At 67.9% G+C, this 22,784-nt stretch carries 20 protein-coding genes; 6 read left to right on the top strand and 14 right to left on the bottom strand.

What is annotated here, in order from left to right; genetic code table 11:
- Positions 1-33 precede the first annotated feature (33 nt).
- The 8 genes from KF889_15810 to KF889_15775 form a co-directional block, all read right to left on the bottom strand.
- On the bottom strand, positions 34-441 hold the full coding sequence (locus tag KF889_15810) for an iron-sulfur cluster assembly scaffold protein (GenBank protein MBX3500908.1): 408 nt from the start codon (positions 439-441) through the stop codon (positions 34-36).
- Positions 438-1,670, bottom strand: a complete 1,233-nt coding sequence (locus tag KF889_15805) for a SufS family cysteine desulfurase (GenBank protein ID MBX3500907.1) — start codon at positions 1,668-1,670, stop codon at positions 438-440. The genes KF889_15810 and KF889_15805 overlap by 4 nt, the downstream gene beginning before the upstream one ends.
- A 54-nt stretch (positions 1,671-1,724) precedes the next feature.
- Entirely contained in the window at positions 1,725-2,315 is a 591-nt protein-coding gene (locus KF889_15800) for a hypothetical protein (GenBank protein ID MBX3500906.1), read from the bottom strand.
- An 80-nt stretch (positions 2,316-2,395) separates the two neighbouring features.
- Positions 2,396-4,057, bottom strand: a complete 1,662-nt coding sequence (locus tag KF889_15795; GenBank protein MBX3500905.1) for a molybdopterin-binding/glycosyltransferase family 2 protein — start codon at positions 4,055-4,057, stop codon at positions 2,396-2,398.
- Positions 4,058-4,061: 4 nt separating this feature from the next.
- The gene (locus tag KF889_15790; GenBank protein MBX3500904.1) at positions 4,062-4,787 is read right to left on the bottom strand and encodes an XdhC family protein; all 726 of its coding nucleotides are present in this window, start codon (positions 4,785-4,787) and stop codon (positions 4,062-4,064) included.
- Positions 4,788-4,789: 2 nt separating this feature from the next.
- Positions 4,790-5,113: an XdhC family protein gene (locus tag KF889_15785; GenBank protein MBX3500903.1), complete on the bottom strand. Its 324-nt coding sequence runs from the start codon at positions 5,111-5,113 to the stop codon at positions 4,790-4,792.
- A gap of 117 nt (positions 5,114-5,230) precedes the next feature.
- Positions 5,231-6,484 (bottom strand): VWA domain-containing protein, encoded by a 1,254-nt coding sequence (locus KF889_15780; GenBank protein MBX3500902.1) that lies wholly within the window; start codon positions 6,482-6,484, stop codon positions 5,231-5,233.
- An 8-nt stretch (positions 6,485-6,492) separates the two neighbouring features.
- Positions 6,493-7,416, bottom strand: a complete 924-nt coding sequence (locus KF889_15775; protein MBX3500901.1) for a MoxR family ATPase — start codon at positions 7,414-7,416, stop codon at positions 6,493-6,495.
- 105 nt (positions 7,417-7,521) lie between these two features.
- Here KF889_15775 and KF889_15770 point away from each other — a divergent pair, with 105 nt between their 5' ends.
- Entirely contained in the window at positions 7,522-8,265 is a 744-nt protein-coding gene (locus tag KF889_15770; protein MBX3500900.1) for an SDR family oxidoreductase, read from the top strand.
- Here the strand turns inward: KF889_15770 and KF889_15765 are convergent.
- Positions 8,259-8,927, bottom strand: a complete 669-nt coding sequence (locus tag KF889_15765; GenBank protein MBX3500899.1) for a TetR/AcrR family transcriptional regulator — start codon at positions 8,925-8,927, stop codon at positions 8,259-8,261. The two genes, KF889_15770 and KF889_15765, sit on opposite strands and share 7 nt — an antisense overlap.
- 109 nt (positions 8,928-9,036) lie before the next feature.
- Here KF889_15765 and KF889_15760 point away from each other — a divergent pair, with 109 nt between their 5' ends.
- Both KF889_15760 and KF889_15755 read left to right on the top strand, forming a co-directional pair.
- The gene (locus KF889_15760; GenBank protein MBX3500898.1) at positions 9,037-10,200 is read left to right on the top strand and encodes an efflux RND transporter periplasmic adaptor subunit; all 1,164 of its coding nucleotides are present in this window, start codon (positions 9,037-9,039) and stop codon (positions 10,198-10,200) included.
- A gap of 101 nt (positions 10,201-10,301) precedes the next feature.
- Complete coding sequence (locus KF889_15755; protein MBX3500897.1) at positions 10,302-13,412, top strand: efflux RND transporter permease subunit; 3,111 nt, start codon at positions 10,302-10,304, stop codon at positions 13,410-13,412.
- Between the two features lie 159 nt (positions 13,413-13,571).
- Here the strand turns inward: KF889_15755 and KF889_15750 are convergent, their stop codons facing one another.
- Positions 13,572-14,177, bottom strand: a complete 606-nt coding sequence (locus tag KF889_15750) for a helix-turn-helix transcriptional regulator (protein ID MBX3500896.1) — start codon at positions 14,175-14,177, stop codon at positions 13,572-13,574.
- Between the two features lie 72 nt (positions 14,178-14,249).
- On the opposite strand from KF889_15750, the gene KF889_15745 reads away from it, so the two are divergent.
- The 3 genes from KF889_15745 to KF889_15735 all read left to right on the top strand — a co-directional run bounded on the left by KF889_15745 (position 14,250) and on the right by KF889_15735 (position 18,138).
- Positions 14,250-14,966, top strand: coding sequence for an MBL fold metallo-hydrolase (locus KF889_15745; GenBank protein ID MBX3500895.1), 717 nt, complete (start codon positions 14,250-14,252; stop codon positions 14,964-14,966).
- A 288-nt stretch (positions 14,967-15,254) separates the two neighbouring features.
- Complete coding sequence (locus KF889_15740; protein MBX3500894.1) at positions 15,255-17,420, top strand: hypothetical protein; 2,166 nt, start codon at positions 15,255-15,257, stop codon at positions 17,418-17,420.
- A 40-nt stretch (positions 17,421-17,460) separates the two neighbouring features.
- On the top strand, positions 17,461-18,138 hold the full coding sequence (locus tag KF889_15735) for a hypothetical protein (GenBank protein MBX3500893.1): 678 nt from the start codon (positions 17,461-17,463) through the stop codon (positions 18,136-18,138).
- A 101-nt stretch (positions 18,139-18,239) separates the two neighbouring features.
- Here KF889_15735 and KF889_15730 read toward each other — a convergent pair whose 3' ends face one another.
- The 4 genes from KF889_15730 to KF889_15715 form a co-directional block, all read right to left on the bottom strand.
- Positions 18,240-19,034 (bottom strand): xanthine dehydrogenase family protein subunit M, encoded by a 795-nt coding sequence (locus KF889_15730; protein ID MBX3500892.1) that lies wholly within the window; start codon positions 19,032-19,034, stop codon positions 18,240-18,242.
- A 30-nt stretch (positions 19,035-19,064) separates the two neighbouring features.
- Positions 19,065-21,428, bottom strand: coding sequence for a xanthine dehydrogenase family protein molybdopterin-binding subunit (locus KF889_15725; GenBank protein MBX3500891.1), 2,364 nt, complete (start codon positions 21,426-21,428; stop codon positions 19,065-19,067).
- A 54-nt stretch (positions 21,429-21,482) separates the two neighbouring features.
- A complete protein-coding gene (locus KF889_15720; protein MBX3500890.1) occupies positions 21,483-21,968 on the bottom strand; it encodes a (2Fe-2S)-binding protein in 486 nt (161 codons plus the stop codon).
- 209 nt (positions 21,969-22,177) lie between these two features.
- The gene (locus tag KF889_15715) at positions 22,178-22,780 is read right to left on the bottom strand and encodes a carbon monoxide dehydrogenase subunit G (GenBank protein ID MBX3500889.1); all 603 of its coding nucleotides are present in this window, start codon (positions 22,778-22,780) and stop codon (positions 22,178-22,180) included.
- Between the last annotated feature and the right edge of the window lie 4 nt (positions 22,781-22,784).

The raw sequence follows: 22,784 nt of genomic DNA, 5'->3' as shown, positions 1-22,784 counted from the left end.
GGATCCCTCGCTACGCTCGGGATGACACGCAACTCAGTCGCCGAGTGCCGCGCGTAGCGCTTCGAAGGGCAGCGTGACGCAGTCGCGGCGGCTGCGATGCTCGGCGACGGGCGCGAAGGCGGCGAAGTCGCCGGTGCCCCCGGACGCGCCGCTCAGCACGGCGTCGATCTCGCGCCGAAGCTCGGCGACCTGCGCTGCCGTGTGACCGATGGCGCGGGGCGCAAGCGCCGCGGCTGAGGCTTCGCACAGCGCGCAGCCGCGGACCTTGTGTGCCAGTTCGGCGATGCGGCCCTCGCCATCGAGCCTGATCTCGATGCTGACGCGATCGCCGCACAGCGGGTTGTCGCGCATGGCTTTCGCCGTGGGCGCGGCGAGCGTGCCGGCGCCGGTCTTCGACTTGGCCAGGGCGACGATGCGGTCCTGATACAGCGCCTGGTTCATGCGAACCTTCTCAGCGCCTCGCCGACGCCTTCGAGCAGCGCGTCGACATCGCCGGCGTCGTTGTAGGGCGCGATGCTGGCGCGCGTCGTGCCGGGCAGATCGAGCTTGTCCATCAATGGCTGGGCGCAGTGATGGCCGGCGCGCACCGCGACGCCGTGGGAGTCGAGGATCTGCGCCGTGTCGTGCGGATGCACGCCCTCCAGCGTGAACGAGATCACCGGGAACCGTCCCTGCAGCCCGGGCGGGCCGATCAGTCGCGTGCCCTTGATGCCGGCCAGGCCATCCATCATGCGCTGCGTCAGGCCCATCTCGTGCGCGCCCACCGCGTTCCAGTCGAGCGCCATCATCCAGCGGCAGGCGGCACCCAGGCCGACGGCAGGCCCGATCGGCGGCGTGCCGGCCTCGAAGCGTCGCGGCGTCGGCGCCCAGGTGATCTCCTCCAGCGACACGCGGCCGATCATCGAGCCGCCGCCCATGAACGGCGGCATGTCGTCGAGCAATTCGCGGCGACCCCACAGGATGCCGATGCCGTTGGGCCCATACGCCTTGTGGCCGGCGAAGGCGTAGAAGTCGACGCCGAGGGCGGGCAGGTCGATCGGCCCGTGCGGCGCACGCTGCGCGCCGTCGAGCAGCACCACCGCGCCGACCGCCTTCGCCGCCGCGACCACGGCGGCGACGTCGAGCAAGGCGCCCGTGACGTTCGAGACATGGGCCAGCGCGACGATGCGCGTGCGCGCAGTGAGCGTCGCCGACAGCGCGCCGACATCGATGCGCCCGTCGGGCGTGACCGGCAGCGCCCTGAGCTTCGCGCCGCTGCGCTGCGCCAGCTGGTACCAGGGCACGATGTTGGAGTGGTGCTCGAGCTCCGAGACCACGATCTCGTCGCCGGGTCTCAGGCGCTGGCCGTAGCTGTAGGCGACAAGATTGATGGCCGCGGTGCAGCCGCCGGTGAAGATCACCTCCTCCGGCGACGCCACGCCAAGGAAGCGGGCGACGTCGGCGCGCGCGTTCTCGTAAAGCTCGGTGGCCGCCTCGGCGAGCGCGTGCACGCCGCGCAGGACGTTGGCGCGCGACGTCGTCTCATAGGCGACGACGGCGTCGATCACCGCATGCGGCGTCTGCGCCGAGGCGCCATTGTCGAGATAGTGCAGCGCTTTGCCGTCGATCGGCCGCGCCATGATCGGGAATTGCCGCCTTATCGCGCCGACATCGAAGGTCTTGCTGGTCATTGCGTCCTGTCCGCCGTGCCGTGCGCGGCGGCGGACACTACGCCAACGCCGGCCTCAGCCCGTGTACCATATATGGTCGATCCAGCCGCGCAGACCATGATTAATGTATCGACCGCGGCTACCGTGCAGTTCGTGCAAGGTGCCGCGATACGGGTCGAGGATGACGACCCAGCCCTTGCTGGTGGTCCGGGCGGCGACGATGAAATGCCCGCCGTTGCGCGTCATCGCCGAGCCGGTGCCGCGATACCAGCCGACCAGGATCAGCGCCGGATAGCGCGTGCGGATGCGGTCCTTCTGCCAGGCGAAGCCATAGGTCGAGGCCGTCGGATCCATGTCGCCGGTGTCGACGCTCACCCTGATGCCCGAGGCCCGCAGGGTCGGCGTGATGTTGGTGTCCACCGTGCCGTTGCCCAGGCCGTAGTTGTCGCCGTTGAGCTGGCTTTGCAGCAGAGAGCCGGAGAAGAGGCCGGAAATCGCCTTGTAACCGGTCTCGTCGGTCACGCCGCATTGCTGGCGCGACATGTCCCACATCATGCCTATGCTGGCGAGCGCGCAGGACATCTCCTCGTTCTGCTTGTCGATGTAGTGGGTCACGCCGTCGGAGTCCTGACGGCGGATGTATTCCTGAGCGACCACGTAGGCCATGACGACTTCCCTCCTCCATGGATGGACTCAGTCGACATAAATAAGCGAACGCTCAATTATTTCCTGCTCCGCCCCGGACGTCAAGCACGTCGTGCCTGGAAGGCAGCCAGCGCTTCGGGCGTGTCGAGGTCGACCAGCACGCCATCGGGCGAGGTCTCACCGTCCATCGGCACCTCGCAGACTTGGTCGGCATGCTCGCCAATCAGATGGCGCGCGCCGGTATCCCCCGACACATGGCCCATCTCCGCGAAGAACCGCTTGCCCCACAGGACCGGGTTGCCGCGCTTGCCCGCGACTGTCGGCACGCAGATCGAGCGGCCCTCGACCGGATTGAAGGCGGCGATCAGCTTGTTGAGCTGCGGCGGCGTCACCGCCGGCATGTCGCCCAGCAACACCAACGCACCATCGACATCATCAGGCAGAGTGCCGATGCCGACCTTCAACGAGGTGCTGAGCCCCTGGGCATAGTCGGGATTCTCGACGAAGCGCACATTGCGCGCGATGTCGCCCAGGCTCGCCACGGCCTGGCGGACCTCGTCGGCCATGTGGCCGAGCACGACCGTGGCCGAGACGGCGTGCGACATCATCGCGGCCCGCACGACGCGCGCCACCATCGGCGCGCCGTCGATCTGGGCCAGCAGCTTGTTGGACGGCCCCATGCGGCTCGATCGGCCGGCCGCGAGGATCAGCGCGGCGATGCGCGGCGCGCGCTGCGCCTCGCTCTTGCCCTCGCCCGCCTCGCCGCTGCGCGCCACGCCACGCATCGTGGTCTCCTCGAGCAGGCCGCCCGCGCCCATGCGCACGATCTCGCTGCGGCGCACCGGCAGGTCGGCGGCCAGGCGCTGCAGCACCATGTCGAAGCCATTGAACTTGGGCGACTTGGCGCAGCCCGGCAGGCCGATCGCCGGCTTGCCGTCGAGCTCGCCCATCAACAGCAGGTTGCCGGGATCGACCGGCATGCCGAAATGCGTGATGCGCCCGCCGGCCTTCTCGATGCCGACAGGCACCACGTCGCGACGATCGACGATCGCTGAGGCGCCGGCGATCAGGAACAGATCGCAGCCCTCGGCCGCGAGTTCCTTCAAAGCGTCGGCGATCTCGCCTTCGTGGTGGCCCACGCGCCGCTCGCCGGCGAGCGCGCCGCCCAGCCCGGCCATGCGCGCGCGTGTCGTCTCGCTGGTCTTGTCGAGCACCTTGGCGCGCGTGCCAGGCAGGCTGGTTTGCACCAGCCCCGCCTTCATCGCGCGGAACGGGGCGACCGACACCATGGCCCCGCCCTGGCGCACCACCGCCAGCGCCCGATCGAGCGAGGCGCGCGGCACGGCGAACGGGATGATCTTGATGGTCGCGACCATCTGCTTCGCCTCGGCCGTGGCATAGGCCGGCAGGGTCGCGATGGTGATCGACTCGTCGATGTCATTGAGCGCGTCGAGCCGCGCCTGGTCGGCGACCACCACGCCGGGCGCCACGGCAAAGAGATTGGCGCGACCGGTGAAGGGCGCGGTCGCGGTGAGGCCATTGCCCATCACCGCCTCGGCGATCACGCGCGCCGCCTCATCCTCGTGCACGTCGTCGGGCGCCAGCTTGGCGCCGATCACCTGCCGCACGCCGGCGGCCTTCAGGGCAGCGACGTCGAGCTCCGACAGCCGCCGGCCCTTGGCGAAGTTGATGCGCCCCTCGCGGTGCGCATGCGCGAGAATCGCGCCGGCCGCCTCGTCGATCGCGATCTCGCCGAACTGCATGGGATCAGGCCGCGCGTTCGCGCGGCTCGCGCTCCGCGGCCTGCGCCGAACGCACCTGGATGATCTGCGCCAGGATCGAGATCGCGATTTCCGCCGGCGAGCGGCCGCCGAGATCGAGGCCGATCGGCCCGTGGATGCGCGCGAACTGCGCATCGCCGATGCCGGCCTCGGTCAGCCGCGCCTTGCGCTTGGCGTGGGTGTTGCGGCTGCCCAGCGAGCCGACATAGAAGGCGTCCGAATTCAGCGCCACGATCAGCGCCGGATCGTCCAGCTTGGGATCGTGCGTCAGGGTCACGACGGCGGTCGCCGAATCGGGCTTCAGCTGCTCCATCGCCTCGTCCGTCCAATCGGTCAGCACCGTGACGCCGGGGAAGCGGCTGTCGGTAGCGAAGGCGCGTCGCGGGTCGATGACCGTCACGTCGAAACCGGTCATGACAGCCATCGGCACCAGCGCCTGGGCGATGTGCACGGCGCCGACCACGATCATGCGCTGCGGCGGGATGAAGGCCTGCACGAAGAGCTTGCCGGTGCCGGTCTCGACCGTCTCGCTGCGGCCCGACTCCAAAGCGGCACGGCCGGCCGACAGCGCGGCAGCGTCATTTGCCAGCGCGCCCTCGGCACGGTCCCTGAAGATCAGCGCCTCCTCGCCATCGGCGATGCGCTTGACGAGAACGACCGCCCGGCGCGCCGCGCGCGCGGCCTGCAGGGCATCGAGGGTGGAGAGCTTCATGGTCAGTCCACCTTCTCGACGAAGACCTGCACCTTGCCGCCGCAGGCCAGGCCGACATCCCAGGCCTGCTCGTCGGTGACGCCGAAATCCAGCAGGCGCGGCTTGCCGTCCTTGATCGCGTCGAGCGCCTCCTTGACCACGGCACCCTCGATGCAGCCGCCGGACACCGAGCCCACCATGTTGCCGGCCTCGTCGATGGCGAGCTGGCTGCCCACCGGTCGCGGCGAGGAGCCCCAGGTCAAGGTCACGGTGGCCAGGGCCACGTCCTTGCCCGCGTCCTTCCACTGGCGCACCGCGCCGAGGATGTCTTCCTGAGCCGGGTTCATCGTGCCCTCCATCTCACACCAACCTTACCCTGACCGCTCACTGTCATCCCGAGCGCAGCGAGGGATCCAGGTCTGCCCTGGATCCCTCGCTGCGCTCGGGATGACAGAGCTGAACTCTCATGCGGCCCGCGCGCGATCGCGCCAGTCCGCCATCTTCTGTCCGCCGCGGTGCGCCGGCTCGCTCAGCGTCGCCACCAGATCGGCGAGGCTTTCGAGATTGTGCACCGGCCGGAAGTCGTCGACGTGCGGCAGCATCGCCCGATTGCCCAATGACTTTGGCTCATAGCCCTCGTAGCGCAAGAGCGGGTTGAGCCAGATCAGCCGGGAACAGGATTTGTGCAGCCGCTCCATCTCCTCCGGCAGGCCCGCCGCGCCCTCGCGGTCGAGCCCGTCCGTGATCAGCAGCACCACGGCGCCCTGCCCGAGCACCCGGCGCGACCACAGCCGGTTGAACTCGTGCAGGGTGGCGCCGATGCGCGTGCCACCCGACCAGTCCTCGACCTGTGCGCTGGCCTTGGCAAGGGCGATATCGACATCCTTGTCTCGCAGCGCGCGGGTGACGTTGTTGAGCCGCGTGCCGAAGGTGAAGCTGAATACCCGGTCGCGATCGCTCGCCAGCGCATGCATGAAATGCAGGAACATCCGGCTGTACTTGCTCATCGAACCGGAGATGTCGCAGAGGATCACCAGCGGCGGCGGACGGCGGCGCGGTTCCTTGCGGTGCAGCTCGATGGCGCCATGCGGCTTGAGCGAGGCGCGCAGGGTGGCGCGCATGTCGATGCGATGACCATGGGCCGACGGGCGCGTGCGGCGAATGCGGCGATCGGGGATCGGCAGGCGCAGCCGCTTGATCGCGCGCAGCGCCTCGGCGATCTCGGCCGCCGACATCTGCTCGAAGTCGCGCTTCTGCAAGAGCTCGCGGTCGGAGAAGGTCAGCGTCGCCTCGAGCTCCATCTTCGGCGGCTCTTCGGGATCCTCCTCCGGCGCCTGGCCGCGACCGGCCTGCAACGCTTCCTGCAGGCGGCGGCTGAGCTGCTTCTTCTGCTCGTCTTCGTCGAGGCCGCCGTCGATCTGCGGCAGCATCATGGCCATCATCTTCTCGAGCAGCCTGGGATTGCGCCAGAAGACGTGGAACGCCTGGTCGAAGATCTCGCGCTGATCGCGGCGGTTCACGAAGACGCTGTGCAAGGTCCAGTAGAAGTCTTCCCGCCGCTGCAGCCCGGCCGCCTCGACCGCCTTCACCGCCTCCAGCACGCGGCCCGGCCCGATCGGCAGGCCGGCGGCGCGCAGGGTGCGGGCGAAGTTCATGATGTTGACGACCAGCTTGGGCTCGGCCGGCGCCTTGGGCAGGGAGCGGACGACCTCGGACATCGCGGGGATCAGGCGGCCGGCAGCGCCGCCATCTCGCTCTTGACGCGGCCGAGGATGGCGGCGGCCTCGCTGCCCTGGATGCGCTGGATGTCGTCCTGGTACTTCAGCAGGATGCCCAGCGTGGAGTCGATCACCGCAGGATCGAGGTCGAGCACGTTGAGCTCCGACAGCGCCTGCGCCCAGTCGATCGACTCGGCGACGCCGGGCGACTTGAACAGGTCCATGTTGCGCAGCTGCTGGACGAAGCCCACGACCTGGCGGGCCAGCGCCGCCGGCGCCTCGGGCGCCTTGGTGGCGAGGATCTGCCGCTCGCGCGCCGCGTCGGGATAGTCGACCCAGTGATAGAAGCAGCGGCGCTTGAGCGCGTCGTGGATCTCGCGCGTGCGGTTGGAGGTGATGATCACGATCGGCGGCTGCGGCGCCTTCACCGTGCCGAGCTCGGGGATCGAGACCTGGAAGTCGGAGAGCACCTCCAGCAGATAGGCCTCGAACGGCTCGTCGGTGCGGTCGAGCTCGTCGATCAGCAGCACCGGCGCGCCGTTCGGATCCGGCTGAAGCGCTTCCAGCAGCGGGCGGCGGATCAGGAATCTCTCGTTGAACACGTCGCTGCCGAGCTGGTCGCGATCGACGGCGCCCTGCGCCTCGGCCAGGCGGATCTCGATCATCTGCCGGGCGTAGTTCCATTCGTAGACCGCGGAGGCCGCGTCGAGGCCCTCGTAGCATTGCAGGCGGATCAGCTTGCGGCCCAAGGTCTGGGCCAGGACCTTGGCGATCTCGGTCTTGCCGACGCCCGCCTCGCCCTCGCAGAACAGCGGCCGGCCGCGTTTGAGGGCGAGGAACAGCACCGTGGCCAGGCTGCGGTCGGCGATGTAGTCGCCCTGGCGCAGGAGCTCGACCATGGCGTCGATCGAGGCGGGAATGGGAGCGGGCATCGAACTCGTTGATTTGTCGGAAAGAAGAAACCGCGAGGATATTAGCGGCAAGGCTTCGCCGATTGCTATGGTCGCGGGCGGCTAAGGCTCGGGAGGGACATGGTCATGTATGGCGAGGCGCTCAAGGGCAGGATCGCGGTGGTAACTGGCGGCGCGCGTGGCATCGGGTTCGCCTGCGCCCAGGCCCTGCAGGCGGCCGGCGCGCGGATCGCGATCTGGGATCGCGACGAGGCCGTCGCCCAGGAGGCCGCGAAGGCCCTGGCCGGTGCCGTCGCTGTCGCGGTCGATGTCGCCGACGATCGTTCGGTCGCGGGCGCCCTGTCAGACACCGAGACGCGGCTGGGCGGCGTCGACATCCTGGTCGCCAGCGCCGGCATCACCGGGCCCAACGCGTCGGTGGCCGACTACGACGTGCAGGCCTGGCGGCAGGTGATCGACATCAACCTGACCGGCGTCTTCCTCACCAACCGCGCCGTGGTACCTGGAATGGTGGCGCGCAACTGGGGCCGCATCGTCAACATCGCCTCGATCGCCGGCAAGGAGGGCAACCCCAATGCCTCGGCCTACTCCGCGTCCAAGGCCGGCGTGATCGGCCTGACCAAGTCGCTGGGCAAGGAGCTGGCGAACTCGGGTGTGCTGGCGAACTGCATCTGCCCGGCGGCGATCAAGACCGACCTGTTCAAGCAGATGACCCAGCAGCACATCGATTTCATGCTGTCGAAGATCCCGATGGGCCGTTTCGCCACGGTCGAGGAAGCCGCCGCGCTGGTGACCTGGCTGGCCTCGCCGCTGTGCAGCTTCAACACCGGCGCGGTCTTCGACCTTTCCGGCGGCCGCGCGACCTACTGAGCGGGCGCCAGCCCGCGCACGGTCAGGTCGACCATGCCGCTGATCAGCGCCTGGCGGTCCGACCACGGGAAGTCGGGCTCGTTGATGAAGGCGGCCACCAGCCCATGACAGGCCATCCAGGCCAGCTCGGCGCTGGTCACCGGCGGGTGCGGCAGCTTCACGCCGCTCTGCTCCAGCTCGATGAACTGCCGCTCCAGCAGGGAGAAGGCGATGGCGCCCTTGATGCCGGGCTGGTCGGGATCGCTGATGTCGCCGCGGTGGCCGGTATGGCGCACGGGCTCGGGCGCCTGCTCTTCCATGAAGAAAAGCCTATATTCTCCAATATGTTCTAGCCCAAACCGAATGTAAGCCTCGCCCATCCGCCGCAGCCGTTCACGGGGAGGACAGTCAACGCATTCAATGGTTTGGAAGAGTTCGATCAAGTGACCGAAGGTCTGGTCGCAGAGTGCCAGCATGATCTCGTCCTTGTCCTTGAAGTAAAGGTACAAGGCCGGCGCTGAAACCCCTACGCGCTCAGCGATTTTTCGGATCGTCGTTGCCCCATACCCCTCTTCGATGAACAGCGCCTTGGCCGCCGCCAGGATTTCCTCGCGTCGCGTATGCCCTTCGCCGCGGCGTTTGCGGCCAAGGGGTGCGACAGAGTGCGCTGCCACATTTGTCATTTTGTTCCTCTTGCGGGCGGGCCCGGACTTGATCAGTTAACGTCGGTAAGTTAACGATATTCAGATCAGTCTGCAATGACTGAACGGTAGTTTACCCGGGAGTGCTGCCATGCGTAAGCGGATCGTTGCGGTGATCGGTTCCGTCCTCGCGGTCAGCCTCGCCGGGGGCGTCAGCTTCATGCTGTTCGCCTACCCCAGCAAACAACCGACGCCCCCCGCGGTTGCTCCGGCCAAGGCCGCTCCCGTCCGGCCGGCCCGGGTGCAGGAGATCACCCTGCGCAGCCAGACCCAGCGGCTGACGCTGGCCGGCACCGTCGCGCCCCGCTACGAAACGACCGTCGGCTTCCGCGTCCCCGGCAAGATCGTCGAGCGCCTGGTCGAGATCGGCGGCCGCGTCACCGCGGGCCAGCCGATCGCCCGCCTCGACACCGCCGACCACAGGCTGGCGCTCGACAATGCCCGCGCCGCGCTGGCGGCGGCCGAAGCCGAGGCGGTGCGCGCCAGGGCCGATCTCGAACGCTATGTCGGGCTGAAGGGCACGGCGGCCTTCGTGCCGCAGATGCTCGACCAGCGCCAGGCGCTGGCCGACGCGGCGCAGGCGCGGCACGAGCAGGCAAAGGCGCAGCTCGACACCGCCGCCAACAATCTCGCCTACACCACGCTCAGCGCCGACAACGACGGGATCGTCACCGCGCTGATGATCGAGGTCGGCCAGGTCGTGTCGGCCGGCCAGCAGGTGGCGAAGATCGCGCGGCTGGACGAGCTGGAGATCCGTGTCGACGTGCCGGAGCAGCGCCTGGCGATGCTGGGCGGCGCCGAGCGCGTCGCCTACGAGCTGTGGTCGGAGCCGGGCGTCGTGCGCGGCGCCACGATGCGCGAGCTGGCGCCGATGGCCGACACCATGACCCGCACCTACGCCGCGCGCTTCACCATCACCGAGCGGCCGGCGCTGATCGCCATGGGCATGACGGCGACCCTGACCCTGGAGCGCGGCTCGCGCGAGCGGGTCGCCGAGGTGCCGCTGACGGCGATCTTCCAGCAGGGCACCGGCCCCGCGGTGTGGCTCGTCGACAAGGCTTCGGGTGCGCTCAGCCTGCGGCCCGTCACGGTGGCGCGCTGGCGCGACGACACTGCGCTGATCTCCGCCGGCCTCGCCGACGGCGATCTCGTGGTCGCCGTGGGCGTGCACAAGCTCGAGGCTGGCCAGCGCGTCAAGCCGCAGGCCCGGCCGACCACCGCCGACTCGGCCGTGGCGCAAAGCGCCAGCCGCTGATCACCCCGTCATCCTGAGCGCAGCGAAGGATCCAGCGGTATCTCGGGCACGCAGCCCTAGGTCCTTCGCTCCGCTCAGGACGACAACTCCGGACAGCCACCATGTCGCACCGCTTCAACCTCAGCACCTGGGCGCTGGAGCACCGCACGCTCACGCTCTTCATGCTGATCGTGCTGAGCATCGCCGGCACCTTGTCGTTCCTCAATCTCGGCCGCGCCGAGGATCCGCCCTTCACCATCAAGCAGATGGTGGTCTCGGTGGCGTGGCCCGGCGCCACCGCGCGCGAGATGGAGCAGCAGGTCACCGACCGCATCGAGACCAAGCTGCAGGAGCTGCCCTACATCTACAACGTCACCTCCTACTCGCGGCCGGGCGAGGCGGTGATCTACGTCAACCTGCAGGACAGCGTGCCGCCGAAGGAAGTCGCCGGCCTGTGGTACCAGGTGCGCAAGAAGGTCGGCGACATCCGGGGCAGCCTGCCGCAGGGCGTGCTGGGACCGTTCTTCAACGACGAGTTCGGCGACACCTACGCCGTGATCTGGGCCTTCGAGGGCGACGGCTACGCGCCGGCCGAGATGAAGGCGCTGATCAAGAAGATCCGGCTGCGCCTCCTGCGCGTGCCCGACGTCGCCAAGGCCGACATCTTCGGCGCCCAGGACGAGCGCATCCATCTCGAGTTCTCGCATGTCAGGCTGGCGACATTGGGCATCAGCATGAGCCAGCTCTTCGAGGCGCTGCAGAAGCAGAACGCGATGGCCTCGGCGGGCGTGATCGAGACGCCCTCCTCCCGCGTGGCGTTGCGCATCGACGCCGCACCGGCGACCGCGCAGGCGATCGGCGAGATCCCGGTCAATGTCGGCGGCCGCACCCTGCGCATCGCCGACGTCGCCGAGGTGCGTCGCGGCTACCAGGATCCCGCCAGCTTCAGCATGCGCTTCATGGGCAGGCCGGCGCTGGGCCTGGGCATCGTGATGTCCGCCGGCGGCAACATGCAGGCGCTGGGCAAGCTGCTCGACGCGCAGATGGCCGCCATCCAGGACGAGCTGCCGGTGGGCATCACCGTGCACAAGGTCGCCTTCCAGCCCGACGTGGTCGACCGCTCCTTCTCGGAGTTCATCTTCGCCCTGATCGAGGCGCTGGGCATCGTGCTGGCGGTGAGCTTCGTCAGCCTCGGCCTGCGCAGCGGCATCGTCGTGGCGCTGTGCGTGCCGCTGGTGCTGGCCATCACCTTCACGGCGATGGAGCTGATGGGCATCAACTTCCACCGCATCTCTCTGGGCGCGCTGATCATCGCGCTCGGCCTGCTGGTCGACGACGCGATCATCGCCGTCGAGATGATGATGGTGAAGCTCGAGCAGGGTCATTCGCGCATGGAGGCGGCGAGCTACGCCTATTCCTCCACGGCGTTCCCCATGCTGACGGGCACCCTGATCACCGCCGCCGGCTTCGTGCCGGTGGGCTTCGCACGCTCCAGCGCCGGCGAGTACACCAACGCCATCTTCTGGGTCACGGCGATCGCGCTGGTCGTGTCGTGGTTCGTCGCCGTGATCTTCACGCCGTTCATCGGCTACCGCCTGCTGCCGACGCCCAGGCCGCACGCCGACGGCCATCACGATCCCTACGACCGCCCGCTCTACCGCGCCTTCCGCCGCGCCGTCGCCTGGTGCCTCGACCATCGCTGGCTGGTGATCGGCGTCACCGTGGCGTCCTTCATGGGCTCGCTGTTCGCCTTCCAGTTCGTGCAGAAGCAGTTCTTCCCGACCGCCAACCGGCCCGAGCTGATCGTCGATCTGCGCCTGGCCGAGCAATCCTCCTATGCCGCGACCGAGGCCGAGGTGAAGCGGCTGGAGGCCTGGCTGTCGCACAACGAGAACGTGGTGAACTACGTCGCCTATGTCGGCGGCGGCTCGCCGCGCTTCTACCTGCCGACCATCCCCGAGCTGAAGAACCCCGCCTTCGGCCAGTTCGTGGTGATGAGCAAGGGTCTGGCCGAGCGCGAGAGGCTGGTCGCCGAGCTCGAGGCGCTGTTCAACACAGACTACCCGGCGGTGCGCGCGCGCGTGCAGCGCCTGCAGAACGGTCCGCCGGTGCAGTATCCCGTGATGTTTCGCGTGCTGGGCCAGGATCCGCAGGAGATCCGCGCCGTCGCCGAGCGCGTGCGCGCGGTGTTCAAGGCCGACCCCGATACGCGTGACATCAACTTCGACTGGTTCGAGCTCAGCAAGACCGTGCGGCTCGACATCGATCACGCCAAGGCGCGCGCGCTGGGCGTCAACCCGCAGGACCTCAGCCAGGCGCTGCACACGCTGCTGTCGGGCACGACCGTGACGCAGTTCCGCGAGGGCGACGAGCTGATCGACGTCGTGGCGCGCGCCGTGGCGCCCGAACGGCTGGGCCTCGACAATCTCGACGGCATCACCGTGCGCGGCGCCAACGGCCCGGTGCCGCTGGGCCAGATCGCGCGGCTGAAATACGAGCTGGAAGAGCCGATCCTGTGGCGGCGCAACAAGGAGACCCTGATGACCGTGCGCGCCATGGTGGCCGACGGCGTGCAGGGTCCCGACGTCACCGCGCGCATCGACAAGGCGCTGGCGCCGCTGCGCGCGTCGCTGCCCTCGGGCTATCGCATCGAGGTCGGCGGCGACAGCGAGGAGAGCGCCAAGAGCCAGGGCTCGATCTTCGTGCTGATGCCGCTGATGCTGTTCCTGATGCTGGGCTTCCTCATGCTGCAGCTGCAGAGCTTCTCGAAGCTGGCGCTGGTGTTCCTGACGGCGCCGCTGGGGCTGATCGGCGTGTCGCTGGCGCTGCTGGTGTTCGACTCCGCCTTCGGCTTCGTCTCGCTGCTGGGCGTGATCGCGCTGTCGGGCATGATCATGCGCAACTCGGTGATCCTGGTCGACCAGATCGACCAGGACATGCGCGCCGGCCGCTCGGCCTACGACGCCATCGTCGAGGCGACGGTGCGCCGCTCGCGGCCGATCCTTCTGACCGCCGCCGCCGCCATCTTTGCGATGGTGCCGCTGTCGCGCTCGGTGTTCTGGGGCCCGATGGCGATCGCGCTGATGGGCGGCCTGCTGGTGGCGACGGCGCTGACCCTGATCTTCCTGCCGGCGCTGTACGCGGCGTGGTTCCGGGTGCGCCGGCAGCAGCCGGCGCAGGAGGCCCTCCCTGTTCCCGCTCCCGCCGCCGTGCCCGCACTGGCCGCTGAGTAACACTTTGGGGTCGTCGGCAGCTTTACCTTCCCCCCGGAGGGGGAAGGTGCCCGAAGGGCGGATGGGGGATGTCGAAGACGAACGCCGGAGTCCGTCTTCGACATCCCCCATCCGTCGCTCCGCGCCACCTTCCCCCTCCGGGGGAAGGTAAGATCAAAGTCAGGATGACGGGGGTGGAACGCGAAACGCGCCCAGCACGCGCTTGATGATGCGCTGCGCATGGCGTCGCAGGGTCTGCGGATCCTCCGCGTCGCCCAGCAGCAGGGCGATCTCCCAGGTCATCGACGCCAGCATGCGCGCCAGCAGACCGGTGTCCTCGACCTTCAGCTCGCCGTCACGCTTGAGCCGCGCCAGCGCCGCGCCCATCGGGCCCAGCGCCTCGGCGTAGTCGATCTCGCGGCAGCGCGCGATGCCCAGCGCCGCCGGCGCGTCCTGCAGCACGATGCGGCGGAACGCCGGCTCGAGGCAGGCCTCGAGATAGGCCTCGATCCCCGCCTCCAGGCTGTCCCACCGGGAGCGCTTGCTGAGCGCGCGTTCGCGCACCTTCACGCTCGCCTCGCCCTGCAGCTCGACCACCAGCGCGTCGAGCAGCGCGCGCTTGTCCTCGAAATGGTGATAGAGCGCGCCGCGCGTCACCCGCGCCGCGCGCACCACGGCCTCGATGCCGGTAGCCGAGTACCCCTGCCTGGCGAACAGCGCGCGCGCCGCCGCCAGCAGCGCCCGCCGCGTCGCCTCGGAATATTCCTCGCGCCTCGTCCTGGTCATTGACAGGCACCATACCATATGTCTTTTACATACCGAAGGTATGCGAACCAGCCCGTAGCGCGGAGTTGCCCCATGCAGACCACCATCGACGAGATCGAGAGCGGCATCTACCGGATCTCGACCTTCCTGCCGCAGGTCGGCCCGACCGGCTTCACCTTCAACCAGTTCCTCGTGATGGGCGAGGAGCCCTTCCTGTTCCATTGCGGCCAGCGCGCCCTCTTCCCCGCCGTGTCCCAAGCGATCGGCAAGGTGACGGATATCGGCAAGCTGCGCTGGATCGGCTTCAGCCATGTCGAGGCTGACGAATGCGGCGGGCTCGACCAGTTCCTCGCCGCCGCGCCCCAGGCGCAGCCCGCGGTCGGCCGCATGGGCGTGAATCTCTGGCTCGGCGACGTCTGCGATCGCCAGGCGCGCGTGCTGGCCGACGACGAGGTGCTCGACATCGGCGGCAAGCGCCTGCGCCGCCTCGACACGCCGCACGTGCCACACAACTGGGAAGCCGGCATGATGTACGAGGAGACCACCAGCACCCTCTTCAGCAGCGACATCTTCACCCAGGTCGGCGCCGCGCCGGCGCTGACCGAGAGCGAGGTCGTGTCGCCGGCGATCCAGGTCGAGCGCGCGATGGGTTTCGTCAATGTCGGCCCGAACTCGGCGCCGACCTTGCGGCGGCTCGGCGCGCTGAAGCCGAAGACGCTGGCGATCATGCATGGGCCGTCGTTCCGCGGCAATTGCGCGGGGCAGCTGGAGGGTCTTGCGCAGGACTATGAGAGGCGGCTGGCTGCGTGACGACCCTGGTCCTTCCAAGTGACATCCACGGCCGATGACCGAGTCGGCCGACCAGCCATGCCATTGCCATGTCCTTCACCCGATACATGACCGGGCCGGCCCGGCCACGGCGACACGCGTAGGGGTGGAAATATTGCCTCTCTCCGTGGGACCAAAGCCCCGTCGGCGACACGCGTAGGGGTTTAAATCGGCTTCCCGCGCGCCCCGTCATAGCCTGCTCGCGAAGGCACAGCGAATCCTGCGCGCCCGATCCACGGCGCCGCGCCGTGCCCCAGAAGCGGAACGCGCATGGCCGGCAGAATCTGGATCCCACCCTACAAGCCGCTTGGCGTGAGCACGCAGGGCGTGCCCGGCGGCGGCTACCTTGCCATCGACGCCATCGCCGGCCAGTTCGGCCCCTCACCTCAGCTGCAATTCGGCCTGCAGGCCGCCGAAGGCGCCGCCGGCGTCGCCACGGTGCTGTCCGAGCACCTCGCTGGCGACAACGAGGCGATCGTCAAGGGCGCCGACGCACGGCTTGGCGAGACCGAGCAGTCGCTGCTGTTCGATCCGCAGACTGGCTACCTCAACCTGCAGGGCCAGGATGCGCTGACGAAGGCACCGGCTGTCATCGACGCCTACCGCGAGGCCCAGGCGCGCGAGATGGCGACCATGGTCGACGACGACCAGCGCCAGATGCTGCGGGACCTCAGCGAACGCCGGCTGGCGAGCTTCAGCACCCAGGTCGAGCGCCACACCGAAGCCGAGCGCATCCGATGGTACGACGAGGCCGGCGAACGGCGCATCGCGCAGATGCAGGCCGACGCCCGTCTGCACTGGAGCGACGACGCCCTGCTACGCCGTGCCCTGGGCACCACGCGCGCGGAGGTCAACGAGCAGGCTGAACGTCACCACTGGGACTCCGCGCTGACCGAGGCGACGCTGCGCCGGCAGACCAGCCACACGCTGGTGGCGGCGATTGAGGCGGCGGTCGAGCGCGATCCGGGGCGTGCAAAGGACCTGCGCACCCGCTACGCCGCGCACATCGAGGATCAGGACCGAGCCGCACTCGACGCGTTGCTCGCCGAAGCGCAAACGCGCGAGCATACCCGGCAGGCCCGCGCGAAAATCCTCAACGCCACGCCTCCGGACGGCGAACCGTCGGTATCGCAATGGCGCCTGCGGCAGGCCGAAGCGATCGTCGACCCGGCGGTGCGCGCCGCCACCATCCGCACCCTGCACAGCGTCGCCGCAGCCGACGAGGCCCGCGCCCGGACCCTGGCCGAGCAGGTGCTGGCGCGCGTGCTGAAGGACGGCCTGACCGACCCCGCGCAGATTCCCGTGCGCGACTGGGTGGCGCTCGACGCCGACCACCGCCAGGCGATCGAGACCCGCCTCGACCACAACGCCGCCGGCACTGAGCCCGCCCCGAATGCGGCGCTGGTCGACCTGCTGGCAACGCAGATGACACAAGCGCCGTACGACTTTGCGCGCCGCGATCTCGTCCCTCTGGTCGCGCAACTAGCACTGCCCCAGTGGCAACGCTTCCGCGACTGGCAAGCCGGCCTCCGTCGCAACGACTCCGCGACCGTGGACAATGTCTACGCGATCAAGCGAGGCCTACAAATCGCAGAAAAATTGCTATCGCCCAGTACACCCGCTGAAAGTGTCGCCGATTGGCGCGCCGCTCTCGTCGAGGAGATCGACACCTGGCGCAGAATCAACGCGAAGAGCCCCCACGATCTCGCCATCGCCGAGATGATCGCTCGGCCGCTAACGGCAGGGTTCCACGACATACCCAATCCTCGAACGGGCTCTCCGCGTCTTCAGCTCGTCCAAAACCGGGACAGAGACAAGGCAGGCAGGCCCACCCTTCCATCGGTGCAGTCACGCCCACCGGCCGGCGGTGGCGGTCCGGATCCTTGGGAAAAGCCCGCAATACCTCCGCTTCCTGCTCCACTCGGAGCCCTTGGCCAGCCGAAGTCGTCACCTACCAAGCCGGCCACGCCCCCAGCAACCAAGGCGCCGTCAGCATCGAGTTCCCAGCCCGGTCCATCACCACGATCACCGACACAAAAGGCGCCCGCAACATTCTCTCCTACAGGTACTGCCGCCGGACGAACGATTGGAGAAGCGTCCAGGGGAAGCCCCAATTTCCGACCTTTCAAACCTGGCGGGCATCACATCATCCCGAAGGAAGTCTATAAATCCCTAGGACTGTCGGACAGGGCGCTCAAGGTCTTTGAGCGCGCCACCACCGGCCCCCTGAAGCCGAGGTCTCACACCTATAACACCCAACATCGAGTATATAATGACGTCGTAGCCGAGGTTGTTAACGATTGGATGAAGAGAAAGGGAATAAAAGCGGACAGTATGACTGAGGCTGAAGCCAACGAATTACTTGACTACATCATGACTCATGAGCACCCGGAAATTCGAGCCTACCTCAAGTATCTCAATAACAACAGGCAGTAGAGCCATTAAGAGACACTGAAGAAAGAGGATTGCCCTAGCGATGAAACGACGCGACACCATGGCGATCGCCACTCAGATGACAGAGCTCGCCGCCGACGCTGCCCCCGTCAGAGTCGTGGCGGGTTGGGAACCTGAGACACCTAATTTCTACGTGCACGTTCCTGAGGAATTTTCCGAAGATGCTGCGATATCGCTGTGCCGACGCTGGGCCCAACTCATTCGAATGTCTGTACCGGACAAGCCTGACGAGTGGTCGAGCCATATCAGGATTATCACGCCACACGGTAAGGAGATGGGTACGTATGCAATTGGTTGGGTCGGCCACGAGGACACTTGGGTGGCAAAAGACGAGCCGGACATGCCCGACACGGAGGTCTGGGACGCTCTCTATCAGCGGCTGGACGCGTACCTAGGCGCACATGGCAGGAGCGATAGTCACGCAAATGGTGACTACTTTCTTTACGATGAGGAGAGCGGGTACGCGGACCAGAATCTCACCATCTATCGGCTCGAGTTCCTGACGCGTGAACTGGTGAGCGGGATACAGGATATCCTCAAGGACGGATATTCGGACTGGATCGTGTATGTCATCTTGGATCTTCAGCCGCCTGTCGCATGGACTTCATCCGACGGACTGGACATCCACGCCGACCGCATTGTCGAAAGATGGGATCGAGCTCTGATAGCCAGCGTGTTGGGTGATCGCCTGAAGATCTAGAGTCGCCACAGCGGATTGCCCGAGGTGTACGGCGATCGCTGGCGCCAATCAAAAAGGGCCGGCGAGAGAGCCGGCCCTTCGCGATGGCGAGATAGACATCGTCAACCCGCGGCAGCCACCGCCCGCTTGGCCATCACCGTCACCAGATGCGCCCGGTACTCGCGGCTGGCGTGGATGTCGTTGTTGAGCCCGCCGGCCGGCACCTTGATGCTGGCGACCGAGTCGGCCGACCAGCTCTTGCCCAGCGCGGCTTCCATGTCCTTGACCCGGAACACGCCGGGGCCGGCGCCGGTGACGGCGACGCGTGCGCCGCCCGACGTGTCGGCCACGAACACGCCGACCATGGCATAGCGCGAGGCCGGGTTGGGGAACTTCATGTAGGCGGCCTTCTTCGGCACCGGGAAGCTCACGGCGGTGATCATCTCGCCGTCCTTGAGCGCGGTCTCGAACATGCCCTTGAAGAAGTCGTCGGCGGCGATCTTGCGCTCGTTGGTGTGCACCGTGGCGCCCAGCGCCACCAGCGCCGCCGGGTAGTCGGCCGCCGGGTCGTTGTTGGCGACCGAGCCGCCGATCGTGCCGCGGTTGCGCACCTGGGCGTCGCCGATATTGGCCGCCAGCTTCGCCAGCGCCGGGATCGCCTTGGCAACCTCGGCCGAAGCCGCGACCTCGGCGTGCCTGGTCATGGCGCCGATGGTCACGCTGGAGGCGTCGACCTTGATGCCCTTCAGATCACCGATGGCGCCGAGATCGACGACGTCGGAGGGCCGCGCCAGGCGCTGCTTGAGCGTCGGGATCAGGGTCATGCCGCCGGACATGAACTTGCCCTCGCCGGCCTTCTTCACCGCGGCGACCGCGTCGGCCACGGATTTCGGCTTGTGGTAGGCGAAATCGTACATGGAGTTCCTCCTGGATCGGGGCGCGTGGGGTCAGTGCGCGTTGATCGCGGCCCACACGCGCTGCGGGGTCGCCGGCATTTCGATGCGGTCCTGGGCGCCGACGGCACTGAGCGCGTCGCGCACGGCGTTCATCACGGCCGCCGGCGCGGCGATCGCGCCGGCCTCGCCGCAGCCCTTCACGCCCAGCGGGTTGTGCGGACAGGGCGTCACTTCGTAGCCGAGCTTGAACGACGGCAGGTCGTCGGCGCGCGGCATGGTGTAGTCCATGTACGAGCCGGACAGCAGCTGGCCGGTCGCCTTGTCGTAGGCGGCGTTCTCCATGAGCGCCTGGCCGACGCCCTGGGCGATGCCGCCGTGGACCTGGCCCTCGACCACCATCGGATTGACGACGTTGCCGAAATCGTCGACGGCGACGAAGTTGACGATCTCGACATTGCCGGTATCGGGATCGACCTCGACCTCGCAGATCTGCGTGCCCGAGGGATAGGTGAAGTTCGACGGATCGTAGAAGGCGTTCTCGTCCATGCCCGGCTCGAGATCGGCCGGGTAGTTGTGCGGCACGTAGGCGGCGAAGACCGCCTGGCCCAGCGGCACGTTCTTGTCCGTGCCGGTGACCTTGAAGGCGCCGTTCTCGAAGACGATGTCGGCTTCCGACGCCTCCATCAGGTGCGCGGCAACCTTCTTGCCCTTGGCGATGATCTTGTCGGCCGCGCGCATGATCGCCGAGCCGCCCACCGGCAGCGAGCGCGAGCCGTAGGTGCCCATGCCGAACGGCACCTTGTCGGTGTCGCCGTGCACCACCTCGATCTGGTCGAGCGGGATGCCGAGCTTGTCGGAGACGATCTGCGCGAAGGTCGTCTCGTGGCTCTGGCCGTGGCTGTGCGAGCCGGTGAGGATCTGCAGATTGCCGGTGGGGTTGAACTTGAGCTGCGCGCTCTCCCACAGGCCGACGCCGGCGCCGAGCGATCCCACCACCGCCGACGGCGCGATGCCGCAGGCCTCGATGTAGGAGCAGATGCCCACGCCGCGCAGCTTGCCCTTGGCCTTGGCCGCCGCCTTGCGGGCATCGGCGCCGGCATAGTCGGCGAGCTTCATCGCCTGGTCGAGGATCGGGCCGTAATTGCCCGAGTCGTAGGTCAGCGCCACCGGCGTCTGGTAGGGGAAGGCGTCCTTGGCGATGTAGTTGCGCCGCCGCAGCTCGGCGGAGTCGATCTTCATCTCGCGCGCCGCCTTGCTGACGATGGTCTCGACGACGTAGGTCGCCTCCGGCCGGCCGGCGCCGCGATAGGCATCGACCGGCGTGGTGTGCGTGAAGGCCGCGCGCACGTTGCAGTAGATCACCGGCGTCGTGTACTGGCCGGCCAGCAGCGTGGCGTAGAGATAGGTCGGCACCGCGGTGGCAAAGGTCGAGAGGTAGCCGCCGAGATTGGCGATGGTGTCGACCTTGAAGGCGAGGATCTTGCCGTCCTTGTCGAGCGCCAGCTCGGCATGGGTGACGTGGTCGCGGCCATGCGCGTCGGTCATGAACGACTCGCTGCGCTCGGCCGTCCACTTGATCGAGCGGCCGATCTTGCCGGCCGCCCAGGTGCACATCGTCTCCTCGGGGTAGATGAAGATCTTCGACCCGAAGCCGCCGCCGACATCCGGCGCGACGACGCGCAATTTGTGCTCGGGGATGCCGAGCACGAAGGCCGACAGCACCAGCCGCGCGACATGCGGGTTCTGGCTGGTGGTGTAGAGCGTGTAGTTGCCGGTGCCGCGGTCGTATTCGGCGGCGCAGGCGCGCGGCTCCATGGCGTTGGGCACCAGCCGGTTGTTCACCAGGTCGAGCTTGGTGACGTGCGCGGCCTTGGCGAAGGCGGCGTCGACCTGGGCCTTGTCGCCCAGCTCCCAGTCGTAGCAGAGATTGCCCGGCGCATCGGCATGGACCTGCGGCGCCTTGGGGTCGAGTGCGGTCGCGAGATCGATCTGCGCCGGCAGCACGTCGTAGTCGACCTCGATCTTCTCGGCCGCGTCCCGCGCCTGGTCGGCGGTCGCGGCGATCACCATCGCCACCGTGTCGCCGACATGGCGCACCGTGTCGAGGGCGATGGCGGGATGCGCCGGCGCCTTGTGCGGATTGCCGTGCTTGTCCTTGACCACCCAGCCGCAGATCAGCCCGCCGACCTTGGCCTCGGCGACATCCTTGCCGGTGAAGATGGCGACGACGCCCGGCGAGGCCGCGGCCTTCGTCGTGTCGATGCTCTTGATCCTGGCGTGGGCGTGCGGCGAGCGCAGGAAGTGCGCGTAGGTGACGCGCGCCAGCTGCAGGTCGTCGACGTAGCGGCCGGAGCCGGTGAGAAAGCGGCGGTCTTCCTTGCGCGTTACCCGGTCACCGATCTTGACGTTACCCATAGGTTCCTCCCTCTGGGCCAATTGCCACTGGTCTTTTCGTTGGTTGCTTCCCGGCTAGACGCCGGCGGCCTTCATCGCCTGCGCACCGGCGAGGATCGACTTCACGATGTTGTGGTAACCGGTGCAGCGGCAGAGATTGCCCTCCAGCCCGTGGCGCACGATCTCCTCGGTGACGGCGTAGTTGTGGCGCTTCACCAGGTCGATGGCGCTCATCACCATGCCGGGGGTGCAGAAGCCGCACTGCAGACCGTGGTTCTCGCGGAACGCCTCCTGCATCGGGTGCAGCTTCTCGGGGCTCTCAGCGAGGCCTTCGATGGTGGTGACCTTCGAGCCGTCGGCCTGCACGGCGAGGATGGTGCAGGACTTCACCGACACGCCGTCGACATGCACGACGCAGGCGCCGCACTGGCTGGTGTCGCAGCCCACATGCGTGCCGGTCATGCCGAGCGTTTCTCTCAGGAACTGCACCAGCAGCGTGCGCGCCTCGACGTTGCCGGAGACGGTCTTGCCGTTCACGGTCATGGCAACGGACATCGTCATGCTGTCTCTCCCTACCGGCTGCCGCGAGGCCGCTTCACGGACGCCCTTCGCGATTTCGCGCGTCCAGCATGGCGGGGACGCGCGTTGTGGGTCAAGGAAAATGGCCGATGCGATTACGCCTTCGATACCGTGCACCTGTCATCCCGAGCGCAGCGAGGGATCCAGGTCGTGCTGGATCCCTCGCTGCGCTCGGGATGACGACGTGGGTTTCAGCGCATCGCCAGCCAGGCGATCACCAGAACGACGGCGCCGGCGCCGATGATCAGCCAGTGATTCATGCCGCGCGTCGCCGAGGTCGCCGGTTGCGCCGCTTGCGCGACGGCCGGCGTCATACCGGGCGTGGCAGCCGCGCTGACCGATTGGGCCTCGGCCGGCGTGCCGACCAGCTCGGCGAACTTGCCGAAGAACTCGTCGGCCAGCTTCTTCGCCGTGCCCTCGATCAGGCGCGCGCCGACCTGGGCGATCTTGCCGCCGACCTGGGCGTCGGCGGTATAGCTCAGCACCGTGTCGGCGCCGTCCTCGGCCAGCTTCACCACGGCGCCGCCCTTGGCGAAGCCCGCGGCGCCGCCCTGCCCCTCGCCGGAGATGCGGTACGAGGCGGGCGGATCGAAATCCGACAAGGTCACCTTGCCGCCGAACTTGGCGCTGACCGGGCCGATGCGCATGCGCACCTGGGCCTTCATCTCGGTGTCCGAGGTCTTCTCCAGCGATTCGCAGCCGGGAATCGCCTGCTGCAGGATCGCCGGATCGTTCAGCGCCTCCCAGACCTTCTGCCGGGGCGCGGGAATGCGATACTCGCCCGAGAAATCCATGGCG

Source organism: Alphaproteobacteria bacterium, assembly GCA_019635875.1.
Lineage (GTDB): Bacteria > Pseudomonadota > Alphaproteobacteria > Reyranellales > Reyranellaceae > JAFAZJ01.
This window is presented reverse-complemented; position numbering and strand designations above follow the sequence as displayed.

What these genes read in the sequence shown, in the direction of transcription:
- KF889_15810 (MBX3500908.1), bottom strand. Translation starts at nt 441, where the DNA reads ATGAACCAGGCGCTGTATCAGGACCGCATCGTCGCCCTGGCCAAGTCG.
- KF889_15805 (MBX3500907.1), bottom strand. Translation starts at nt 1,670, where the DNA reads ATGACCAGCAAGACCTTCGATGTCGGCGCGATAAGGCGGCAATTCCCG.
- KF889_15800 (MBX3500906.1), bottom strand. Translation starts at nt 2,315, where the DNA reads ATGGCCTACGTGGTCGCTCAGGAATACATCCGCCGTCAGGACTCCGAC.
- KF889_15795 (MBX3500905.1), bottom strand. Translation starts at nt 4,057, where the DNA reads ATGCAGTTCGGCGAGATCGCGATCGACGAGGCGGCCGGCGCGATTCTC.
- KF889_15790 (MBX3500904.1), bottom strand. Translation starts at nt 4,787, where the DNA reads ATGAAGCTCTCCACCCTCGATGCCCTGCAGGCCGCGCGCGCGGCGCGC.
- KF889_15785 (MBX3500903.1), bottom strand. Translation starts at nt 5,113, where the DNA reads ATGAACCCGGCTCAGGAAGACATCCTCGGCGCGGTGCGCCAGTGGAAG.
- KF889_15780 (MBX3500902.1), bottom strand. Translation starts at nt 6,484, where the DNA reads ATGTCCGAGGTCGTCCGCTCCCTGCCCAAGGCGCCGGCCGAGCCCAAG.
- KF889_15775 (MBX3500901.1), bottom strand. Translation starts at nt 7,416, where the DNA reads ATGCCCGCTCCCATTCCCGCCTCGATCGACGCCATGGTCGAGCTCCTG.
- KF889_15770 (MBX3500900.1), top strand. Translation starts at nt 7,522, where the DNA reads ATGTATGGCGAGGCGCTCAAGGGCAGGATCGCGGTGGTAACTGGCGGC.
- KF889_15765 (MBX3500899.1), bottom strand. Translation starts at nt 8,927, where the DNA reads ATGACAAATGTGGCAGCGCACTCTGTCGCACCCCTTGGCCGCAAACGC.
- KF889_15760 (MBX3500898.1), top strand. Translation starts at nt 9,037, where the DNA reads ATGCGTAAGCGGATCGTTGCGGTGATCGGTTCCGTCCTCGCGGTCAGC.
- KF889_15755 (MBX3500897.1), top strand. Translation starts at nt 10,302, where the DNA reads ATGTCGCACCGCTTCAACCTCAGCACCTGGGCGCTGGAGCACCGCACG.
- KF889_15750 (MBX3500896.1), bottom strand. Translation starts at nt 14,177, where the DNA reads ATGACCAGGACGAGGCGCGAGGAATATTCCGAGGCGACGCGGCGGGCG.
- KF889_15745 (MBX3500895.1), top strand. Translation starts at nt 14,250, where the DNA reads ATGCAGACCACCATCGACGAGATCGAGAGCGGCATCTACCGGATCTCG.
- KF889_15740 (MBX3500894.1), top strand. Translation starts at nt 15,255, where the DNA reads ATGGCCGGCAGAATCTGGATCCCACCCTACAAGCCGCTTGGCGTGAGC.
- KF889_15735 (MBX3500893.1), top strand. Translation starts at nt 17,461, where the DNA reads ATGAAACGACGCGACACCATGGCGATCGCCACTCAGATGACAGAGCTC.
- KF889_15730 (MBX3500892.1), bottom strand. Translation starts at nt 19,034, where the DNA reads ATGTACGATTTCGCCTACCACAAGCCGAAATCCGTGGCCGACGCGGTC.
- KF889_15725 (MBX3500891.1), bottom strand. Translation starts at nt 21,428, where the DNA reads ATGGGTAACGTCAAGATCGGTGACCGGGTAACGCGCAAGGAAGACCGC.
- KF889_15720 (MBX3500890.1), bottom strand. Translation starts at nt 21,968, where the DNA reads ATGACGATGTCCGTTGCCATGACCGTGAACGGCAAGACCGTCTCCGGC.
- KF889_15715 (MBX3500889.1), bottom strand. Translation starts at nt 22,780, where the DNA reads ATGGATTTCTCGGGCGAGTATCGCATTCCCGCGCCCCGGCAGAAGGTC.